Source organism: Pseudoduganella rhizocola (assembly GCF_045984285.3).
Classification (GTDB): domain Bacteria; phylum Pseudomonadota; class Gammaproteobacteria; order Burkholderiales; family Burkholderiaceae_D; genus Rugamonas.
Genome location: NZ_JBJQIK030000001.1, coordinates 21,423 through 38,544, shown reverse-complemented (window position 1 = coordinate 38,544; position 17,122 = coordinate 21,423). Strand labels below are relative to the sequence as shown.

The following is a 17,122-nucleotide window of genomic DNA, read 5'->3' as shown; positions in this document are numbered from 1 at the left end:
CAGACTGGAATTCCGCTTGTATCTTCGCACTATCTTAAAATTCTAGTCTTATGCCCAAGACCCTTCGAAAATCCGCAGGTTGGAACTTATACTGGGTCTACTCCGATGGACTAGAAGATTGTTTTGTTGTCGCAAGAAACATCCGCAGCGCAATTAAGATTGAATGCGAGATGAACGGATTCGACACTGATGAAGTTGGTGCTGTGCATGTCTGTCGCATACCCGAAAGCTTGGCCAAGCGCAAACTCGCTTCCTATGCAAGAAAAAAGATCACTTGGCCTTGGTACGGCTGGAATGACTTACTCAAACTGCTTGGCGCTGAGTTCCGTGACGTAGACGGACGGGAAGAAATATTGCTCAACGATATTGTATATAGCCAAGGTGAGCCTCCTAGAGCAATAGGAGAACGTTTCATAAAAGCGTTCCGACAGAGCAAAGAAATTACAAGCTTTGAAGAAGACAAATTCACTAATCGTCAAAACGTCCTTTTCAACCTTCTCGGCATTTGCGTAGCTCGATGTCAGGAAATTGAGCACTACATTGCGCATTCCTTCATATTGGCCGTGTCTGCAAAAGAAAAGTCGAAGTACGAGACCATTAATGATCTCACGCAAGCATGGAAGAAAAAGACAATGGGACAGTTAATTCGTACGATAGAGGAATCATATGAGCTGGAATCCACATTCAAGCCAGCACTTGAATGGTTTTTACAAATGCGCAACCAGCTAGTACATGGGCTAACCACTCACCCTCAATATGACATAGAAACTACATGGGGCCAAGACGAGATGATCTCCTTTCTTTTGCGCTTCGAATTCATGTCGCGCGCAGTTCGAAAAGCATTTCGGGCGTGCTATCTAGTAAGTATCGACTACGGAAATACGTACCTTCTGAAGACACCCAATCCAAAGATTCGCTTCACTCGGAGACAAAAGCAGGAAATGAGCATTTTTGGCCAGTTCTTCGCTCTCAAATAAGCGCTATCACGATGAGATAGCTCGTCGATAGTTATGGAACGAGATGCCGCCATGCTACAAGCTTTGCCTCAAGCGACATTGAGGCGTGTGCCGGCGAGCTAGATGGCAGCACCACAGTACGATATCCTTCGGCGGCGAACTGCGGCGCGAACTTGCCGGAGGTCTGGCCGTTGAAGCCGACCGTGTGCAGCTCGGGGCAGAGCTGGCGCAGGCGGGCGAAGTCGTTAGCGGCGGGTTTGCGGATGGCGGAGTCCAGGCTGCCTTCGCGCTCGCAGGCGCCCAGCACATCCCATAAGCCGATGCCGTGCGCCAGCAGGCGCGGCAGGCGCCCGGCATAAGGCATGCCGGCCAGGTCCTCGCCGGTGAGCGCAGAGAGAATAGGCCACAGCGCGTTGCGCGGGTGCGCGTAGTACTGCTGCGCGGCCAGCGAAGCCGCGCCGGGGAAGCTGCCGAGGATCAGGATACGGGTGCGGGAATCGAGCACCGGCGCCAGGCCGGTAAGGGAATCTGCCATTCGTGCATTGTAGCGCTATGTTCAGGTGTAGAATCAAACGGTAGCGCTTTGCCAACAATAACAAGCCGGAGTACGCCATGTCCGATAGCCGCTCGATCCACGAACTGCTGGAGCAATACAGCGAAAGCCACCGCAATCCCGTAAACGAACTGATTCACATGGTCTGCGTGCCGCTGATCGTGTTTTCGCTGCTCGGCCTGCTGTGGGCGCTGCATCCGCTGGTGGCGGCCGCTGCGGCGGCAGCGGCGATGGTGTATTACTTCAAGCTGTCGGTGCCCTTCGCGAAGGGCATGCTGATCATGGCACTGGTCATGCTGGGCGTGCTGGCGGCGCTGCCGCCGATTACCGTGCTGCCCCTGAGTATCGCGATCTTTGTGCTGGCCTGGGTAGGCCAGTTCATCGGGCACCAGATCGAAGGCAGGAAGCCGTCCTTCTTCGACGACCTGCGCTTCCTCCTGATCGGCCCCTTGTTCGTGCTGAGCTTCCTGTACCGACGCCTGCGCTGGGCTTACTGATCAGCTGAAGCTGGCGCCCCGGATCAGAACGCTGGGCGGCAGCACGTCGGCCACCGACACGAGCAGACCCAGAACGGCGGCGATGTAGCCCATCACCGTCAAGACTTTGTTTCGCAGCGACCTTTGCATTGCCGTTTCCCTGAACGCCAAGTTGTTCTTTATCATACGCCTTCGCGCGCCGGTCTGCTCGCAGGCGCGTATTTTCGCTGCGCCGCAACAACACGGACTATCCCCTAAGCAAGAGCAGGGGGAAACGCTTATACTTGTCCGATGCCCTCTCCTCTTCTCTTTATTACCGCCTGCCTGATCTGGGGTTCCACTTTCTGGGCCATTACTCTGCAGTTAGGGGAAGTTGCCCCGTCCGTTTCGGTGGTGTATCGCTTTGCGCTGTCGTCCGCCGTGCTGTTTGCCTGGTGCTGGCTGCGCGGCGACAAGCTGCGCCTGCCATGGAAGGCGCAGCGCTGGACCATCCTGCAAGGCTGCGCCAGCTTTGGAGTGAGCTATATCTGCACCTATTCTTCCGAGCAGTATCTGGTGTCCGCGCTGGTGGGCGTGCTGTTTGCGCTGATGGTGTTCTGGATTCCACTGATGTCGCGCGTGGCCTTCGGCACGCCCCTGACCTGGCGCACCTGGGCGGGGGGCGGCGTGGCCGTGAGCGGAGTCATCCTGCTGTTCTATCAATCCATTTCTATTGCACTGCACGATATCAGCCTCGGAGGCGAAGGCCACTTCCTGCTGGGCCTGATGCTCGCGCTGACGGCAACCATTGCAAGCTCGCTCGGCAATGTGCTGGTGGTGAAGGTGCGCGAACATGCACCGAACGTGCTGCTGACCATGGCCTGGGGCATGTTGTGGGGCACACTGCTGGTGACGGCCTGGGTGTTCGCCAGCGGCCAGAGCTTCGCGCTGCCGACGGCACCCAGGTACTGGGCCGGGCTGCTGTACCTGGCGCTGTTCGGCTCCGTCATTGCCTTTGCCTGCTACTTTACGCTGATCGACCGCATCGGCGGCCAGAAGGCCGTATATATTGGTGTGGTGACGCCGGTGATCTCCGTGCTGCTGTCGATCCGCCTCGAAAACTTCCGTCCCGGCCTGGTGGAGTGCCTGGGCATGGTGCTGTGCCTGGCCAGCGTGGCCTGGGCCTTGCGCGCGCCCACCGAAGCGAAGCCGGCGCCGATTGAAGAATCCATTTCCGAACCATTGAAAAAAGCCTCATGAGCAATCTGAACATCCGTCCCGCACGCCCGCAGGACGTGCCGCATATCTTCGGCATGATCCACGAACTGGCCGTCTTCGAAAAACTGGAACACATGGTGGTGGCGAATGAAGCCATGCTGCAGGAGGCGCTGTTCGGCCCGAAACCGCCATGCGAGGCCATCGTGGGTGAGGAAGCGAATGGCGAAGTGGTGACTTTCGCGCTGTTCTTCCATAACTTCTCCACCTTCCTGTGCAAGAAAGGCCTGTACCTGGAAGACCTGTATGTGAAGCAGAACCGCCGCGGCCACGGTTATGGCAAGCAGATGCTGGTGGCGCTGGCGCAGCTGGCGGTGGAACGCGATTGCGGCCGTTTCGAATGGTCGGTGCTGGACTGGAACGAGAACGCGATCCGGTTCTACGAGAAGGTGGGGGCGGTGGTGATGCCCGATTGGCGCATCTGCCGTGTCACGGGCGAGGCCCTGGACGCGCTGGCAGCCGCCTGAGGGGCGAAAAAAAAATCCCACGCAGCAATTGTTACTGCGTGGGCTCGAACCCAGTTGTCAGTTGGGAGGGGAGATGAATCAACGATTTCACTATAGTCCTCCCGGAAATTGGCGCAACCGGAACTTACAAACTCTTACCGGATAGCGAGGCTTGCTTACAAAAGCAGCGCTCGATCAACTCGAACAGCGCCTGCGTCAGCAAGGCGAGCACTGCGGCCGGAATCGCGCCGGCCAGCAGCAGGCCGTTGTCGTTCAGCGCCAGTCCGGTGGTGATCCTCTCCCCGTAACCTCCCGCGCCGATGAAGGCGGCGATTGTTGCCGTGCCGACAGACATGATCGCGGCGGTTTTGATGCCAGCAAGAATCACCGGCATCGCCAGCGGGAGATCCACATGCCGCAGGCGCTGCGGCTTCGTCAGCCCCAATGCCAGCGCGGCCTGGCGCAGCCCTTCCGGCACGCCCGTGATGCCGGTGCAGGTGTTGCGCACAATCGGGAGCAGTGCATACACGGTCAATGCCACCAGGGCGGGGATGGTGCCGATGGCGCCCAGCAAGGGAATCAGCATGGCCAGCAGTGCGAGCGATGGAATGGTCTGCAGCACACCTGTGGCGGCCAGCACCGGCTGGCGCAGGGCGGGCGTAAACGCGGCGAGAATCCCGAGGGGAATGCCGATGGCGCAGGCGATGGCGACCGACAGCGCAACCAGCGTGATGTGCTGACGGGTCAGTGGCCAGAGGTCGTCGGCGAACAGGCGGCCGGCCAGCGAAACGGGCGTCGCAGGCGCAGCATGCGGCGTGCCGGCCACGGCCGACGCTGCGCCTGCTGCGTGCAATGCCGCATCCGGCGCGCCCGGCGCGGCAGCATCAGCCGGTCCCGCAAGCGCGGCTGCCGGCGAGCCGGCGCCGCCCCTGGTGCCCTGCGCGGTGGCGAAGACGGCGCCGGGCGCGGCGGGAGGCTGGCGTGCGAGCCAGTCGCGGGCGATGGCGGCGAAGGGCTGGCCGCGCAGCTCGGCGGCGGCGTTCATCGCAATCATGTCCGCTTCGCTGATGCGGCCCGCGAGCCCTTGCAGCGCCCGCCACGCGGCCGGGAAGCGCTGCACCGCATCGAGGCGGTACAGCAGCACAGCGTCGTAGCGCGGGAAGTAGTTGCGGTCGTCCGCCAGCACGCGCAGGCCATATTCGCTGATCTTCGCGTCCGTCGAGTAGATGTCGATCACATCCACCTGCTTCTGCTTCAGCGCTTCATAGGCGATGCCGTGATCGAGCCCGCGCGGGTGCTGCGGAAGCTGGTAGCTGCGCGCCAGTCCCGGCCAGCCGTCCGCGCGGCCGATGAATTCATGCGAAAGGCCGAAGCGCAGCTCCGGATGCGCAGCGAGATCGCTCAAGACCCGCACGCCACGCGCATCGCCGCGCACCGCCAGGGCATAAGTGTTATTGAAGCCAAGCGGCACTGCGACGCCCAGCCCCATCGGCGCCAGCGCGCTCTGCATTGCCTCAAGCGGCACGGGCGCCGGGTTCTTCAGGATCTCCTGGCTGATCGTGCCTGCGTATTCGGCGTACACATCGATACTGCCCGCCTTCAGCGCCTCCAGCACGATGGCCGTGTTGCCCAGCCCCTGCTGGTGCTCGGTGCGGACGTGCGGAGCGGCCGTCTGCGCAATCAGCTCGCCGAGGATATAGGATTCCGTGAAGCGCTTGGAGCCGACGCGCAGCACGCCGTCATCCGCCAGCGCACTGCCGGCGGCAAGGCAGAACAGCCATAGCCACCAGCGCCGCACTCAGGCGCCCAGTTCCGGCAGCGCCACAAGGGGATCGCGCCACACGCCGCCGTTCACCACCGCCTTGCAGGGGTTGAAGCCGAAGGCGTAGGAAAGGTCGGCCGGCCGTGCAATCTGCCACAGCGCGAAGTCCGCGCGCTTGCCGGGTTCCAGCGTACCTGCTTCGTTCTGCAGGCCGAGGGCGCGCGCGGCGTGAACCGTGCACCCTGCCAGCGCTTCCTGCGGCGTAAGGCGCCACAGTGTGCAGACCATATTCATCGCCAGCAGAAGCGATGTCATGGGCGAGGTGCCGGGATTGTTATCCGTAGCCACGGCCATGGGCACACCCGCTTCGCGCAGCGCCGCCACCGGGGGCGGCGTGGTGTCGCGCAGGAAGTAATAGGCGCCCGGCAGCAGCACGGCCACCGTACCGGCGCGGCGCATGGCGGCGATGCCGCCGGCGCCCAGGTGTTCAAGATGGTCGGCGGAAAGGCCTTTGAAGCGTGCGACCAGCTCCGCGCCCTGCTGGTCGGACAGCTGTTCCGCATGCAGCTTGACGGGCAGCCCCTGCTGCTGCGCCGCGAGGAAGATGCGCTCCGTCTGCTCGCGCGTGAAGCCGATGCGCTCGCAGAAAGCATCCACCGCATCGGCCAGCCCCTCGCGCGCCAGCACAGGAATCATGGCGCAGACTTCGGCCACGTAGTCGTCCGCACGCCCTGCAAATTCAGGAGGCAGCGCATGCGCGCCGAGGAAAGTGGTAGCCACGCGCACCGGCAGCAGCTCACCGGCGCGGCGCGCGGCGCGCAGCATCTTTGCTTCCGCCTCCAGGGACAGGCCATAGCCGGACTTGATCTCCAGCGTGGTGACGCCTTCGGCCAGCAGGCTGGCAATGCGCGGAAGGCTCTGGCGCAGCAGCTCATCTTCGCCGGCCGCACGCGTGGCGCGCACGGTGGACATGATGCCGCCGCCCGCCTTCGCAATATCTTCATAGGTGGCGCCGTTCAGGCGCGCTTCGAATTCGTCGCTGCGGTTGCCCGCGTGGATGATGTGGGTGTGGCAGTCGATCAGGCCCGGCGTGAGCCAGCCGCCGCCGCCATCGCGCGTTTCGGCCGCGCTGCCGTGTTGTGCCGCTTCGTTTTCCGGACCGAGCCAGGCGATGCGGCCGGCGCTGACAGCGATCGCGCCGTGGCGGATCTCGCCGTAGCCATCGCGCATCGTCGCCAGGTGAACATTGCGGATCAGCAGATCCCAGTGTTGCGTCATGCTTCCTCTTTTTCCGTCGCCATGATATCGACGATGAATACCGTTGCGAGGCCTGCTTCCAGCGTCCAGGTCTCTTCCTTGTCCAGCACCAGCGCATCATAGCGCACCATGGCAATCCGTTCACTGCCGCTGTGCACCGTCATGCTCTCCCCTTCCGCGAGGAACAGCACGGTGACTTCGCTGCGCCGCTCCAGGGTGGAGAAATCGCGCACGACGCGGCGCTCCACCTGGTGTTCGCAGCAGTCACGGCGCGTCATCACATTGAAGTCGGTAGTGGCGCCGCCATCCACCGTGGCCATTACCGCTGTCTCGCCGGGAAAGGCCACCACCGGTTCGCGCTCGCTGAGCGCCACGCGGCGCTCGTTCCCCACGTCCAGCACCACGCCGGGACCGTCGATCAGGGTCAGCGTGCGGTCGATACCGGGAAATTGCGAGAAAGGGCCGCTTTGCGAGATGGTGGCGATGCTGATGCGCCAGTCGAAATCCTCGAAGGTGGCGCCGGGCGGAGAGACGATCAGCTCCGTCGTGGAGCCGCCGCCGTTTTTCCAGGGCGTGGCATGCAGGCTTGCGTACTGAATCAATCGGGTCATGATCGTAGCTCGCGCAGTTCGGCCAGCGTCTGTCTGAAGCGGGCGGCGATGGCCGGTTGCGCCACATGCTCCCGGTTGCGCACCACCCAGTGGCCGCCAACCATAACATCTTTTACTAGATTATCATTTCCGTTGAAGATAAGGGTGCCCAGTAGGTCATCCGTCCGCAAACCATCCAGATTGGGATGCTGCTCATCCAGCACCAGCAGGTCGGCCCGCTTGCCTGCTTCCAGTGCGCCAACCGGGCGCCCTGCCGCCTGCGCCCCGCCTTGCAGAGCGGCCTGCCACAGGAAATCGCCCACCCTGCGCTGGCTGCGCGAGACTGCAATATTGCGGCGCTGATGAGCAAGGCGCTGGCCGTATTCGAGCCAGCGCAGCTCCTCTACCGGGCTCTGGGAAACATGGCTGTCGCTGCCGATGCCGATCCTGCCGCCCTCGGCCAGGAAAGCTTCCAGCGGGAACAGGCCGTCACCCAGGTTGGCTTCGGTGGTCGGGCACAGGCCCGCCACCGCGCCGCTGCGTGCGATCTGCTTTACCTCTCCATCCACCAAGTGCGTTGCATGCACCAGGCACCAGCGCTGGTCTACCGGCAACTGGTCGTACAGGTATTGCACCGGGCGGCGCCGGCTGAAATCGAGCGACTGCTGCACTTCGCCCTGCTGCTCGGCGATGTGGATGTGCACCGGGCGCCGGGCCGGCAAGGCGGCCAGCACTTCCCTGATCTGCCCCACCGAGGCCGCACGCAGCGAATGTGGCGCCACGCCCACTTCCAGCTGCGGCCCGCGCTGCGCCGACAGCGCATCGATGATGCGCAGGATATCCTGCGCATCGGTGCGGAAGCGGCTCTGTTCCGGCTTGAGCGGCGCTTCGCCAAAGCCGGAATAGCTGTACAGCACCGGCAGCATGGTGAGGCCGATGCCGCTCAGGCGCGCCGCGTCGGCGATATGCTGCGCGGTTTCGGCAGGCTGCGCGTACATGCCGCCATCCGGCTGGCGGTGCACGTAATGGAATTCGCAGATCGAGGTATAGCCGTGGCGCAGGCATTCGCTGAACAGCTGCGCGGCGATGGCGCCCATCTGCTCCGGCGTGATCTGGCGCGCGAAGCGGTACATCAGGTCGCGCCAGGTCCAGAAACTGTCCGGCGTATCGCCCGCCGCTTCCGTCATGCCGCCCAGCGCGCGCTGGAAGCTGTGCGAATGCAGGTTGACCATCCCCGGCAGCACGTAGTGCGCGCGCTGCACGCCGGTGGGCGCTTCCACTTCGGCGCGCGCCGCATGCAGGGTGCCGTCCGCACTCCATTCCAGCAGCACGTTATTGCGCCAGCCTTCCGGCAGCAGCGCATGATGGGCGAACAGGCGGTTCATCCGCGCGCCCAGCCGGCGGCCGCCTGCGTCATGCGGCGCAGCAGCGGCTGCACCTGGGCGGCAAGGTCCGGACGGTAGGCGAAAGGCGGCGTCTCGTCCATATAGGTCGACTGGCACATCTCCAGCTGGATCGCATGCACGCCCTGCTCCGGCCTGCCGTAGAAGCGCGTGATATGGCCGCCCTTGAAGCGGCCGTTGATGGCCATCGTGTAGTGTCCGTCGGCCTGCGCGATACTGGTGATGGTTTCGCTCATGGCAGGGTCGCAGCTTGCGCCGCCGGCGGTGCCGAAGTTCAGGTCCGGCAGCTTGCCGTCGAAGAAGCGCGGCACCACGGAGGCGATCGAGTGGGCCTCCCACAGCACCACGCGGCCATGCAGCGCCAGCAGGCGGTCCAGCTCCGCGCGCAGCTGCTGGTGGTAGGGCTGCCAGTAGGTGGCCAGGCGGCGCGCCACTTCGGCGCTGTTCGGCGCCAGGCCAGGCTTGTAGAGGCGCTCGCGGCCGAAGGTATCCACGGGACACAGGCCCGTGGTGTCCTGCCCCGGATAGAGGTTGGTGTCTTCGGGCGGGCGGTTCAGGTCGATCACATAGCGCGACCAGCGCGCCGCCAGCGTGGAGGCGCCCATCTCCTTCAGGAAGCCATACAGCTCCGGCAGGTGCCAGTCGGTATCGGCTTTGACCTGGGCGCAAGCTTCCATGGTGGCGAAAATATCGTCCGGAATATCGGTGCCTGCATGGGGCATCGATACCAGCAGCGGAATGCTGCCTGCACTGAATTGATATTCCATGGCCTCTCCTTACGGATGCAGCGGCGTGAACAGGCTCTTGCAGCTCGCGCTCAGCTCGCCTTTCAGCACCATCTGCTTTGCCGCCTCGATGTCCGGCGCGAAGTAGCGGTCGGCGTCGAAGAACGGCACTTTCTGGCGCAGCTGCGCGTGCACGTGCTCCAGGTGCGCGGCGGTACGCAGCGGACGGTGGAAGTCGATGCCCTGCGCCGCAGCCAGCAGTTCGATACCGACGATGGTTGCCGTATTGTGCGCCATATCGTCCAGACGGCGCGCCGCGAAGGTGGCCATGCTCACATGGTCTTCCTGGTTGGCGGACGTGGGAATCGTGTCCACGCTGGCGGGATGCGCCAGCGCCTTGTTTTCCGAGGCCAGTGCGGCGGCCGTAACGTGGGCGATCATGAAGCCGGAATTCACGCCGGGTTCGCGCACCAGGAAGGGCGGCAGACCGGACAGCGTGGCGTCGATCAGCAGCGCGATGCGGCGCTCGGAAATACTGCCGATTTCGGCAATGGCCAGCGCCAGCGTATCCGCTGCGAAGGCCACAGGCTCGGCGTGGAAGTTGCCGCCGGAGACGACCTGCACTTCGCCGTCGTTGAACAGCAGCGGATTGTCCGTTACGGCATTGGCTTCGATCAGCAGCGTGCGGGCCGCGTTGCCGATGATGTCCCAGCACGCGCCCATCACCTGCGGCTGGCAGCGCAGGCAGTATGGATCCTGCACGCGCTCGTCGCCCACCAGGTGCGAGGCGCGGATGGCGCTGCCGCTCACCAGCTGGCGGTAGATGGATGCTGCCGCGATCTGGCCCGGCTGGCCGCGCACTTCATGCACGCGCGCATCGAACGGAGAATCGCTGCCCTTGGCGGCGTCGATCGACAGCGAGCCCGTTACCATGCCCGCTTCCAGCAGGCGCTCGGCCATGAAAAGGCCATGCAGCCCCAGCGCAGCGGAGGCCTGGGTGCCGTTGATCAGCGCCAGGCCTTCCTTCGCAGCCAGCACCACCGGGGCGATACCTGCGGCTTTCAGCGCATCGGCGGCCTGCATCAGCTCACCGTTTACGCGCACTTCGCCAACGCCCAGCAGCGCCAGCGTCATGTGCGACAGCGGCGCCAGGTCGCCGGAGGCGCCGACCGAACCCTTGACCGGAATCGCCGGCATGATGCCCGCGTTGTACAGCGCGATCAGGCTTTCGATCACAATGGGGCGGATGCCGGAGTAGCCGCGCGCCAGGCTGCCGATCTTCATCAGCATCAGCAGGCGCACCACGTGGTCGGCCATCAGCTCGCCCGTGCCCACGGAATGCGACAGGATCAGGTTGCGCTGCAGCTGTTCCAGCTTGTCGTCCGGGATGCGGGTTTTGGCCAGCAGGCCGAAACCGGTGTTGATGCCGTAAGCGGCATCGCCCTTGGCCACAATGGCCTGCACCGCCTGCGCGGAGGCTTCGATGACGGGCCATGCTTCCGCAGCCAGCGTGACGCTGCCATGCGCAGCCCATGCGGCGCGCAGTTCGGCCAGCGTGATCTTGCCCGGTTTGAGAGTCCAGCTATTGTTCTTCATAGGTTCACTTGATCATTGGAAGGTTCAGGCCATTGCGCTTGGCGCAGGCGACGGCGGTCTCATAGCCCGCATCGGCATGGCGCATCACGCCGGAGCCGCTGTCGTTGACCAGCACGCGCGCCAGGCGCTTCGCGGCGGCGTCGGTGCCGTCAGCCACGATCACTACGCCGGAGTGCTGCGAATAGCCCATGCCCACGCCGCCGCCGTGGTGCAGCGACACCCAGGTGGCGCCGCCGGCGGTGTTCAGCAGCGCGTTCAGCAGCGGCCAGTCGGAAACGGCGTCGGTGCCGTCTTTCATGCTTTCGGTTTCACGGTTCGGGCTGGCGACCGAGCCGGTGTCCAGGTGGTCGCGGCCGATCACGATGGGCGCTTTCAGTTCGCCATTGCGCACCATTTCGTTGAAGGCCAGGCCGGCAATGTGGCGTTCGCCCAGGCCCAGCCAGCAGATACGCGCGGGCAGGCCCTGGAAGGCGATGCGCTCGCGCGCCATGTCCAGCCAGCGGTGCACCTGTGCGTGGTGCGGGAACAGTTCCTTGATCTTGGCATCGGTCTTGTAGATGTCTTCCGGATCGCCGGACAGGGCCACCCAGCGGAACGGGCCGCGGCCCTCGCAGAACTGCGGGCGGATGTAAGCGGGAACGAAGCCGGGGAAATCGAAGGCATTCTTCACGCCCTGGTCGAAGGCCACCTGGCGGATATTGTTGCCGTAATCGACCACTTTGGCGCCCAGCTGCTGGAAGTCCAGCATGGCCTGCACATGCACGGCGCAGGATTGCGATGCGGCGGCTTTCAGTTCGGCGTGGCGCGCGGCATCGTGCTGGGCCGCCTTCCAGTCCGCCACCTGCCAGCCTTGCGGCAGGTAGCCGTTGATCAGGTCATGCGCGGAAGTCTGGTCGGTGACGAGGTCGGGCACCAGGCCGCCCGCCTTCGCGCGCTTCACCAGTTCCGGCAGCACGTCGGCCGCGTTGCCCAGCAGGCCGATGGAGATGGCTTCGCCGCGCTCCTTGTGCTCGCGCACCATGGCCAGCGCTTCATCGATGCTGGATGCCTGCTTGTCCAGGTAGCGCGTGCGCAGGCGGAAGTCGATGCTGCTCTGCTGGCACTCCACGGTGAGCGACACGGCCCCTGCCATCGTTGCCGCCAGCGGCTGAGCGCCGCCCATGCCGCCCAGGCCTGCGGTCAGGATCCAGCGGCCTTTCAGGTCGCCGCCGAAGTGCTGGCGGCCCGCCTCGGCGAAGGTTTCGTAGGTGCCCTGCACGATGCCCTGCGTGCCGATGTAGATCCAGCTGCCGGCCGTCATCTGGCCATACATGAACAGGCCCTTGCGGTCCAGTTCATTGAAGTGCTCCCAGTTGGCCCATTTCGGCACCAGGTTGGAATTGGCGAGCAGCACGCGCGGCGCGTCTTCGTGGGTCTGGAACACGCCCACCGGTTTGCCGGACTGGATCAGCAGGGTCTGGTCCGCTTCCAGCTCCTTCAGCGAAGCGAGGATCTGGTCGAAGCATTCCCAGTTGCGGGCGGCGCGGCCGATACCTCCATAAACGACGAGATGTTTCGGGTTCTCCGCCACCTCCTTGTCCAGATTATTCTGGATCATGCGGTAGGCGGCTTCCGCGCCCCAGGTTTTGCACACGCGCTCCGGGCCGCGCGGCGCGCGGATATCGCGGCTGGCGTCGTAGCGGGGATCGTTGGTCGGTTGGGTGCTCATCTCGTCTCCTTGAATGAAGGGGCGGGCAGGCGGAAGCCCGCGCATCTTCACAGGATAAGTTGTCTATACAACCGAGTCAACCTTATTTTTTGTACACCTGTTTGCCGCCAACCCAGGTTTCCAGCACGCCGATCTTGCCGATATCGGCAGCGGGAATGGTGAACAGGTCGCGGTCCGTCACCACGAAATCGGCCCACTTGCCCTCCTCCAGGGTGCCCAGCACTTTTTCCTGGCGTGCGGCCCAGGCGGCGTCCAGCGTGAAGCAGCGGAAGGCCTGCTGCAGCGTCATCGCCTGCTCCTTGTACCAGCCGCTGGCGGGCACATTGGCCATGTCCTGGCGGGTGACGGCGGCGTGGATGCCCTGGAAGGGATTCGGCGACTCGATCGGGAAGTCCGAGCCGCAGGCAATGCGCGAACCCTGCTTCAGGAAGGTATGCCATGCGTAGGCGCCCTTGATGCGCTGCGGGCCCACGCGCTGCTCGGCCATGTTCTGGTCGGAGGTGGCATGGGTGGGCTGCATCGAAGGGATGATGCCGAGCTTCTTGAAGCGCGGGATATCGGACAGCGCCACCACCTGCGCGTGCTCGATGCGGTGGCGCTTCGCGGCCGATGCCGGATACTTCTTCAGCAGCTTGGCGTAGGCATCCAGGATCTGGCGGTTGCCCGCGTCGCCGATGGCGTGCACGTTGACCTGGTAGCCGGCCTTCATCGCTTTCTCCATCTTGGCCAGCATTTCATCGTTCTTGTAGAACAGCAGGCCGTGGGTATGCGGATCGTCGCTGTATGGCTTGATCAGCGCTGCGCCGCGGCTGCCGAGCGCACCGTCCGAATAGAGCTTGACGGAGCTCAGCGCGTACAGGTCGTTGGCGTAGGATTGCAGCGGGCCGTTTTTCGCCAGCTGGTCGAAGTCTTTCCCGGTATCGCCGATCATGGCGTAGACGCGGGCGGTCAGCTTGCCGTGGTCGGCGTAGTCGCGGTACAGGCGGTCCGTTTCCACGTCGATGCCTGCATCGTGCGCGCCGGTAAGGCCGATACGGGCCATTTCGGCCAGCGCGCCGTCCAGCGAGGCGCGCGCTTCGGCTTCCGTCGGCGCCGGGATCACGGCGCGCACCAGATCCATGGCGCCGTCCACCAGGATGCCGGTGGCATTGCCGTTCGCATCGCGCTCGATCTTGCCGCCGGCCGGGTCCTTGGTGTCCTTCGTGATGCCTGCCAGCGCCAGCGCCTTGCTGTTGACCCACATGGCGTGGCCGTCGATACGCTGCATCATGGCCGGGCGGTCGGCCACCACGCTATCCAGTTCGGCCGCGGTGGGGAAGCGGCCCAGCTTCCAGATTTCCTGGTTCCAGCCATTGCCCAGCACCCAGCTGCGCTGCGGGTTCTTCTTCGCGAAGCCGGCAACGGACTTCAGCGCTTCGGCCAGCGTGGGCGGCGTGTACAGGTCGGCTTCCGTGGCGATGGCGCCCAGTCGGAATACGTGGCCGTGCGCGTCGATCAGGCCGGGCAGCACGGTACGGCCCTGCACGTCCACGCGCTTGAAGTCCTTCGCTTTCGCGGCTACCTCGCGCGCGGTACCGACGGCGATGATGCGGCCCGCGTCGTCGAAAGCCAGCGTGGAGAATTTCACCAGCTGGCCCTGTGCGTTCAGCGTGTAGCCGTTGGCGTTTTCGATCAGGGTGCCCGCAATCGCCTGCGAGGCGAGGCTGAGGATGGCTGCGGCGAGCAGGGTGCGGCGTGGGGACATGGTCGGCCTTTCACTATTGTCGGATTCGAAAGCAAGAATCAGAGTGTAGCGAATTTCGCCGGCTGGTCCAATCTGGTTTTGGACTGGAGAGCCCCATGTTGACCTTATTTGATTACCTTCCCTCGCAGAACGCCTACAAAGTACGGCTGCTGCTCAATCACCTGCAGATGCCTTACCGGCAGCAGATCGTCAGCATTTTCGAGGGCGAAGGACAGACCCCGGCATTCCTCGCCGTGAACCCGGGGGGCGCCGTGCCTGCGATCAAGCTGGATGATGGACGCGTGCTGGCCGAGTCGAATGCGATCCTGACCTATTTAGCGCATGGCACGCCCTACCTGCCTGCCGATGCATTTGGCGCGGCCAAGGTACAGCAGTGGATGTCCTTCGAACAGGACTATGTGCTGGCGATTGCCTCGCTGCGCTACTGGCGCATGACGGGCAAGCTGGAACGCCGGCCGGAAGCGCTGGTGAAGATGCGGCGCGCGGGCGGCCTGAAGGCGCTGGAAATCCTCGAACGCGAGCTCACCGTGCGGCCCTTCATCACCGGCGAGCTGTATACGATTGCCGATATGTCGCTGTTCGCCTATGTACACCGGGCGGATGAGGCGGGGCTGCCGCTATCGGACTTCCCTGCCGTTTGTGCCTGGATCGGCCGCGTGAAGGCGCAGCCGGGCTTCCTCGACCAGCATTACCCGTACTCGGTGGATCCGCATTCGGGCAGCGAACTGCCCTGATTTCAGCTGGCGTCGTGGAAGATGATGCCGAGGGTATGGCGCCGGCCGCTGCGCAGGCGGCTCACGCCGTGCCGCATGCTCACGCGGTAGATGCCGCGCGTGCCGTTTACCGGGCGGTGAAACACCGGGAAGATCACGCAGTCGCCCTGCAGCAGCGGCACCACTTCAGCGCGCGACTGCATTCTCGGCCGCTGCTCGGTGAGCACGAATTCGCCGCCTTCGAAATCCTTGCCCGGCTGCGACAGCAGGAAGGCCGCTTGCAAGGGGAAGACGTGGTCGCCGTACAGGTCCTGGTGCAGGCAGTTGTAGTCGCCTGCCTCGTATTGTAGCAGCAACGGCGTGGGGCGTTCCTGTCCTGCGGCGTGGCAACGGTCGAGAAATGCCGCGTGCGTGGGCGGGAAGCGGATGTCGATCTGCATCGCTTCGTACCAGCGGTTGGCGATGGCGGCCAGCGGGGCATACATCCGCTCCCTCAGTGCGGCCACCATGCCGGGCAGCGGGTAGCGGAAGTACTGGTATTCGCCGCGGCCGAAACCGTGGCGCTCCATGACGACGCGGCTGCGGAAGTGGCCCGGTTCCGCATAGCAGGCGGCCAGCGCGGCGCATTCTTCAGGGCTCAGCACGCCGCGCACCACGGCGCAGCCGAATTCATCGAGCTCGGCCGCGACCGCGGCCCAATCGAATGGGCTTGTGCCGCCGAGTTCACCGCTGAGGCCGTGTCCACCTTGGTGCCTGACCCCAAGGTGGACACGTGGGCCGGCGGCGGGGCCATGGGTGGTGCTCATTTGCCGCCCTCGCGTTCGAGGAGGGCGACTTTGCGGTCGACGCCCCAGCGGTAGCCGGACAGCGAGCCGTCGTTGCGGACTACGCGGTGGCAGGGGATGGCGACGGCGATGGCGTTCGCGGCGCAGGCGCCTGCCACGGCGCGCGCGCCTTTGGGGGCGCCGATCATGTCGGCCAGCTCGGCGTAGCTTACCGTGCGGCCGGCCGGGATTTCGCGCAGCGCCTGCCACACGCGCTGCTGGAAGGCCGTGCCGCGCACGTCCAGCGGCAGGTCGAGGCCGATTTCGGGGGCTTCCACCAGGCCGATCACTTTCGCCACCACCTTGTCGAAGCCCGGATCGGCGCCGATCAGCTCCGCTTTCGGGAAGCGGTCCTGCAGGTCGCGCGCCAGCGCTTCCGGGTCGTCGCCCATCAGGATGGCGCAGATGCCCACTTCCGTGCTCGCCACCAGGATAGGGCCCAGCGAGCACTCCGCAATCGCAAAGCGGATTACCGAGCCGGCGCCGCCGGATCGGTAGGCCGACGGGGTCATGCCCAGCGCCTGCTGCGAGGCGGCGTAAAAGCGGCCGCTGGAATTGAAGCCTGCCGCGTAGATGGCGTCGGTAACAGTGGCTTCTTTGGCAAGACCCTGCTGCATGCGCGCCTTGCGCTGGGCCACCGCATAGGCTTTGGGCGTGATGCCGGTGACGGATTTGAAGATGCGGTGGAAATGGAAGCGGCTCATGCCGCTGGCTTCGGCCAGCGCGGCCAGGTCCGGCTCCTCTTCCGCCGCGTCGATCAGGCGGCACATTTCGGCCACCATGGCGGCGTGGCGCTCGGCCAGCGGCGGCTGGTCCGGCTTGCAGCGCAGGCAGGCGCGGAAACCGGCCGCTTCGGCATCCGCCGTGCTGGCATGGAAGGCCACGTTGCCGCGCAGCGCAGGCCGCGCGCCGCAGGACGGGCGGCAGTAAACACCGGTGGTGCGCACCGAATAGTAGAACTGGCCGTCGGCATCATGGTCGCGCTGCTGCACGGCGGCCCAGCGCTCGTCGTCGCTCAGGAATCTGGTCTTGCTCATCTCGTACTCCGGATTGAATGTCGATAGCTGCATGGTACGGAGCCAGACCACATCCTACACTCCGGCTCTTGCTTTTGA

17 protein-coding genes are annotated in these 17,122 nt (G+C 64.4%); 5 read left to right on the top strand and 12 right to left on the bottom strand.

Translation table 11 applies throughout. The features are described 5' to 3' along the window. Positions 1 to 170 precede the first annotated feature (170 nt). Positions 171 to 977, top strand: coding sequence for a hypothetical protein (locus tag ACJRPG_RS00195; protein ID WP_407998016.1), 807 nt, complete (start codon positions 171 to 173; stop codon positions 975 to 977). 31 nt (positions 978 to 1,008) lie between these two features. On the opposite strand, the gene ACJRPG_RS00190 is transcribed toward ACJRPG_RS00195, so the two are convergent. Beyond that, positions 1,009 to 1,491 carry a DNA-deoxyinosine glycosylase gene (locus ACJRPG_RS00190; RefSeq protein WP_407998015.1) on the bottom strand — a complete coding sequence of 161 codons (483 nt, stop codon included), beginning with the start codon at positions 1,489 to 1,491 and terminating at the stop codon, positions 1,009 to 1,011. A gap of 77 nt (positions 1,492 to 1,568) precedes the next feature. On the opposite strand from ACJRPG_RS00190, the gene ACJRPG_RS00185 reads away from it, so the two are divergent. After that, entirely contained in the window at positions 1,569 to 2,006 is a 438-nt protein-coding gene (locus ACJRPG_RS00185; protein WP_407998014.1) for an Mpo1 family 2-hydroxy fatty acid dioxygenase, read from the top strand. Here ACJRPG_RS00185 and ACJRPG_RS00180 read toward each other — a convergent pair whose 3' ends face one another. Then, positions 2,007 to 2,135 carry a hypothetical protein gene (locus ACJRPG_RS00180; protein WP_407998013.1) on the bottom strand — a complete coding sequence of 43 codons (129 nt, stop codon included), beginning with the start codon at positions 2,133 to 2,135 and terminating at the stop codon, positions 2,007 to 2,009. Positions 2,136 to 2,276: 141 nt separating this feature from the next. Here ACJRPG_RS00180 and ACJRPG_RS00175 point away from each other — a divergent pair, with 141 nt between their 5' ends. Then, the gene (locus tag ACJRPG_RS00175; RefSeq protein ID WP_407998012.1) at positions 2,277 to 3,224 is read left to right on the top strand and encodes a DMT family transporter; all 948 of its coding nucleotides are present in this window, start codon (positions 2,277 to 2,279) and stop codon (positions 3,222 to 3,224) included. Further along, positions 3,221 to 3,706 (top strand): GNAT family N-acetyltransferase, encoded by a 486-nt coding sequence (locus ACJRPG_RS00170; RefSeq protein ID WP_407998011.1) that lies wholly within the window; start codon positions 3,221 to 3,223, stop codon positions 3,704 to 3,706. The genes ACJRPG_RS00175 and ACJRPG_RS00170 overlap by 4 nt, the downstream gene beginning before the upstream one ends. 124 nt (positions 3,707 to 3,830) lie before the next feature. Here the strand turns inward: ACJRPG_RS00170 and ACJRPG_RS00165 are convergent, their stop codons facing one another. The 8 genes from ACJRPG_RS00165 to ACJRPG_RS00130 all read right to left on the bottom strand — a co-directional run bounded on the left by ACJRPG_RS00165 (position 3,831) and on the right by ACJRPG_RS00130 (position 14,470). After that, positions 3,831 to 5,483 carry an ABC transporter permease/substrate-binding protein gene (locus tag ACJRPG_RS00165; protein ID WP_407998010.1) on the bottom strand — a complete coding sequence of 551 codons (1,653 nt, stop codon included), beginning with the start codon at positions 5,481 to 5,483 and terminating at the stop codon, positions 3,831 to 3,833. Next, the gene (hutI, locus tag ACJRPG_RS00160) at positions 5,484 to 6,725 is read right to left on the bottom strand and encodes an imidazolonepropionase (protein WP_407998009.1); all 1,242 of its coding nucleotides are present in this window, start codon (positions 6,723 to 6,725) and stop codon (positions 5,484 to 5,486) included. It lies immediately after the preceding gene. Continuing rightward, complete coding sequence (locus ACJRPG_RS00155) at positions 6,722 to 7,315, bottom strand: HutD/Ves family protein (RefSeq protein ID WP_407998008.1); 594 nt, start codon at positions 7,313 to 7,315, stop codon at positions 6,722 to 6,724. Before ACJRPG_RS00155 ends, hutI begins: the two co-directional genes overlap by 4 nt. Then, complete coding sequence (locus ACJRPG_RS00150) at positions 7,312 to 8,679, bottom strand: formimidoylglutamate deiminase (RefSeq protein WP_407998007.1); 1,368 nt, start codon at positions 8,677 to 8,679, stop codon at positions 7,312 to 7,314. The genes ACJRPG_RS00155 and ACJRPG_RS00150 overlap by 4 nt, the downstream gene beginning before the upstream one ends. Beyond that, positions 8,676 to 9,464 carry an N-formylglutamate deformylase gene (hutG, locus tag ACJRPG_RS00145; protein WP_407998006.1) on the bottom strand — a complete coding sequence of 263 codons (789 nt, stop codon included), beginning with the start codon at positions 9,462 to 9,464 and terminating at the stop codon, positions 8,676 to 8,678. Before hutG ends, ACJRPG_RS00150 begins: the two co-directional genes overlap by 4 nt. Before the next feature lie 9 nt (positions 9,465 to 9,473). Next, complete coding sequence (gene hutH / locus ACJRPG_RS00140; protein WP_407998005.1) at positions 9,474 to 11,018, bottom strand: histidine ammonia-lyase; 1,545 nt, start codon at positions 11,016 to 11,018, stop codon at positions 9,474 to 9,476. A 4-nt stretch (positions 11,019 to 11,022) separates the two neighbouring features. Beyond that, complete coding sequence (gene hutU, locus ACJRPG_RS00135) at positions 11,023 to 12,726, bottom strand: urocanate hydratase (RefSeq protein ID WP_407998004.1); 1,704 nt, start codon at positions 12,724 to 12,726, stop codon at positions 11,023 to 11,025. Positions 12,727 to 12,808: 82 nt separating this feature from the next. Then, positions 12,809 to 14,470 (bottom strand): amidohydrolase, encoded by a 1,662-nt coding sequence (locus ACJRPG_RS00130; RefSeq protein ID WP_407998003.1) that lies wholly within the window; start codon positions 14,468 to 14,470, stop codon positions 12,809 to 12,811. A gap of 95 nt (positions 14,471 to 14,565) precedes the next feature. Here ACJRPG_RS00130 and ACJRPG_RS00125 point away from each other — a divergent pair, with 95 nt between their 5' ends. Beyond that, on the top strand, positions 14,566 to 15,204 hold the full coding sequence (locus ACJRPG_RS00125) for a glutathione S-transferase family protein (RefSeq protein WP_407998002.1): 639 nt from the start codon (positions 14,566 to 14,568) through the stop codon (positions 15,202 to 15,204). Positions 15,205 to 15,206: 2 nt separating this feature from the next. Here ACJRPG_RS00125 and ACJRPG_RS00120 read toward each other — a convergent pair whose 3' ends face one another. After that, positions 15,207 to 15,989: a 2OG-Fe(II) oxygenase gene (locus ACJRPG_RS00120; protein ID WP_407998001.1), complete on the bottom strand. Its 783-nt coding sequence runs from the start codon at positions 15,987 to 15,989 to the stop codon at positions 15,207 to 15,209. Next, entirely contained in the window at positions 15,986 to 17,044 is a 1,059-nt protein-coding gene (gene ada / locus ACJRPG_RS00115) for a bifunctional DNA-binding transcriptional regulator/O6-methylguanine-DNA methyltransferase Ada (protein ID WP_407998000.1), read from the bottom strand. Before ada ends, ACJRPG_RS00120 begins: the two co-directional genes overlap by 4 nt. Between the last annotated feature and the right edge of the window lie 78 nt (positions 17,045 to 17,122).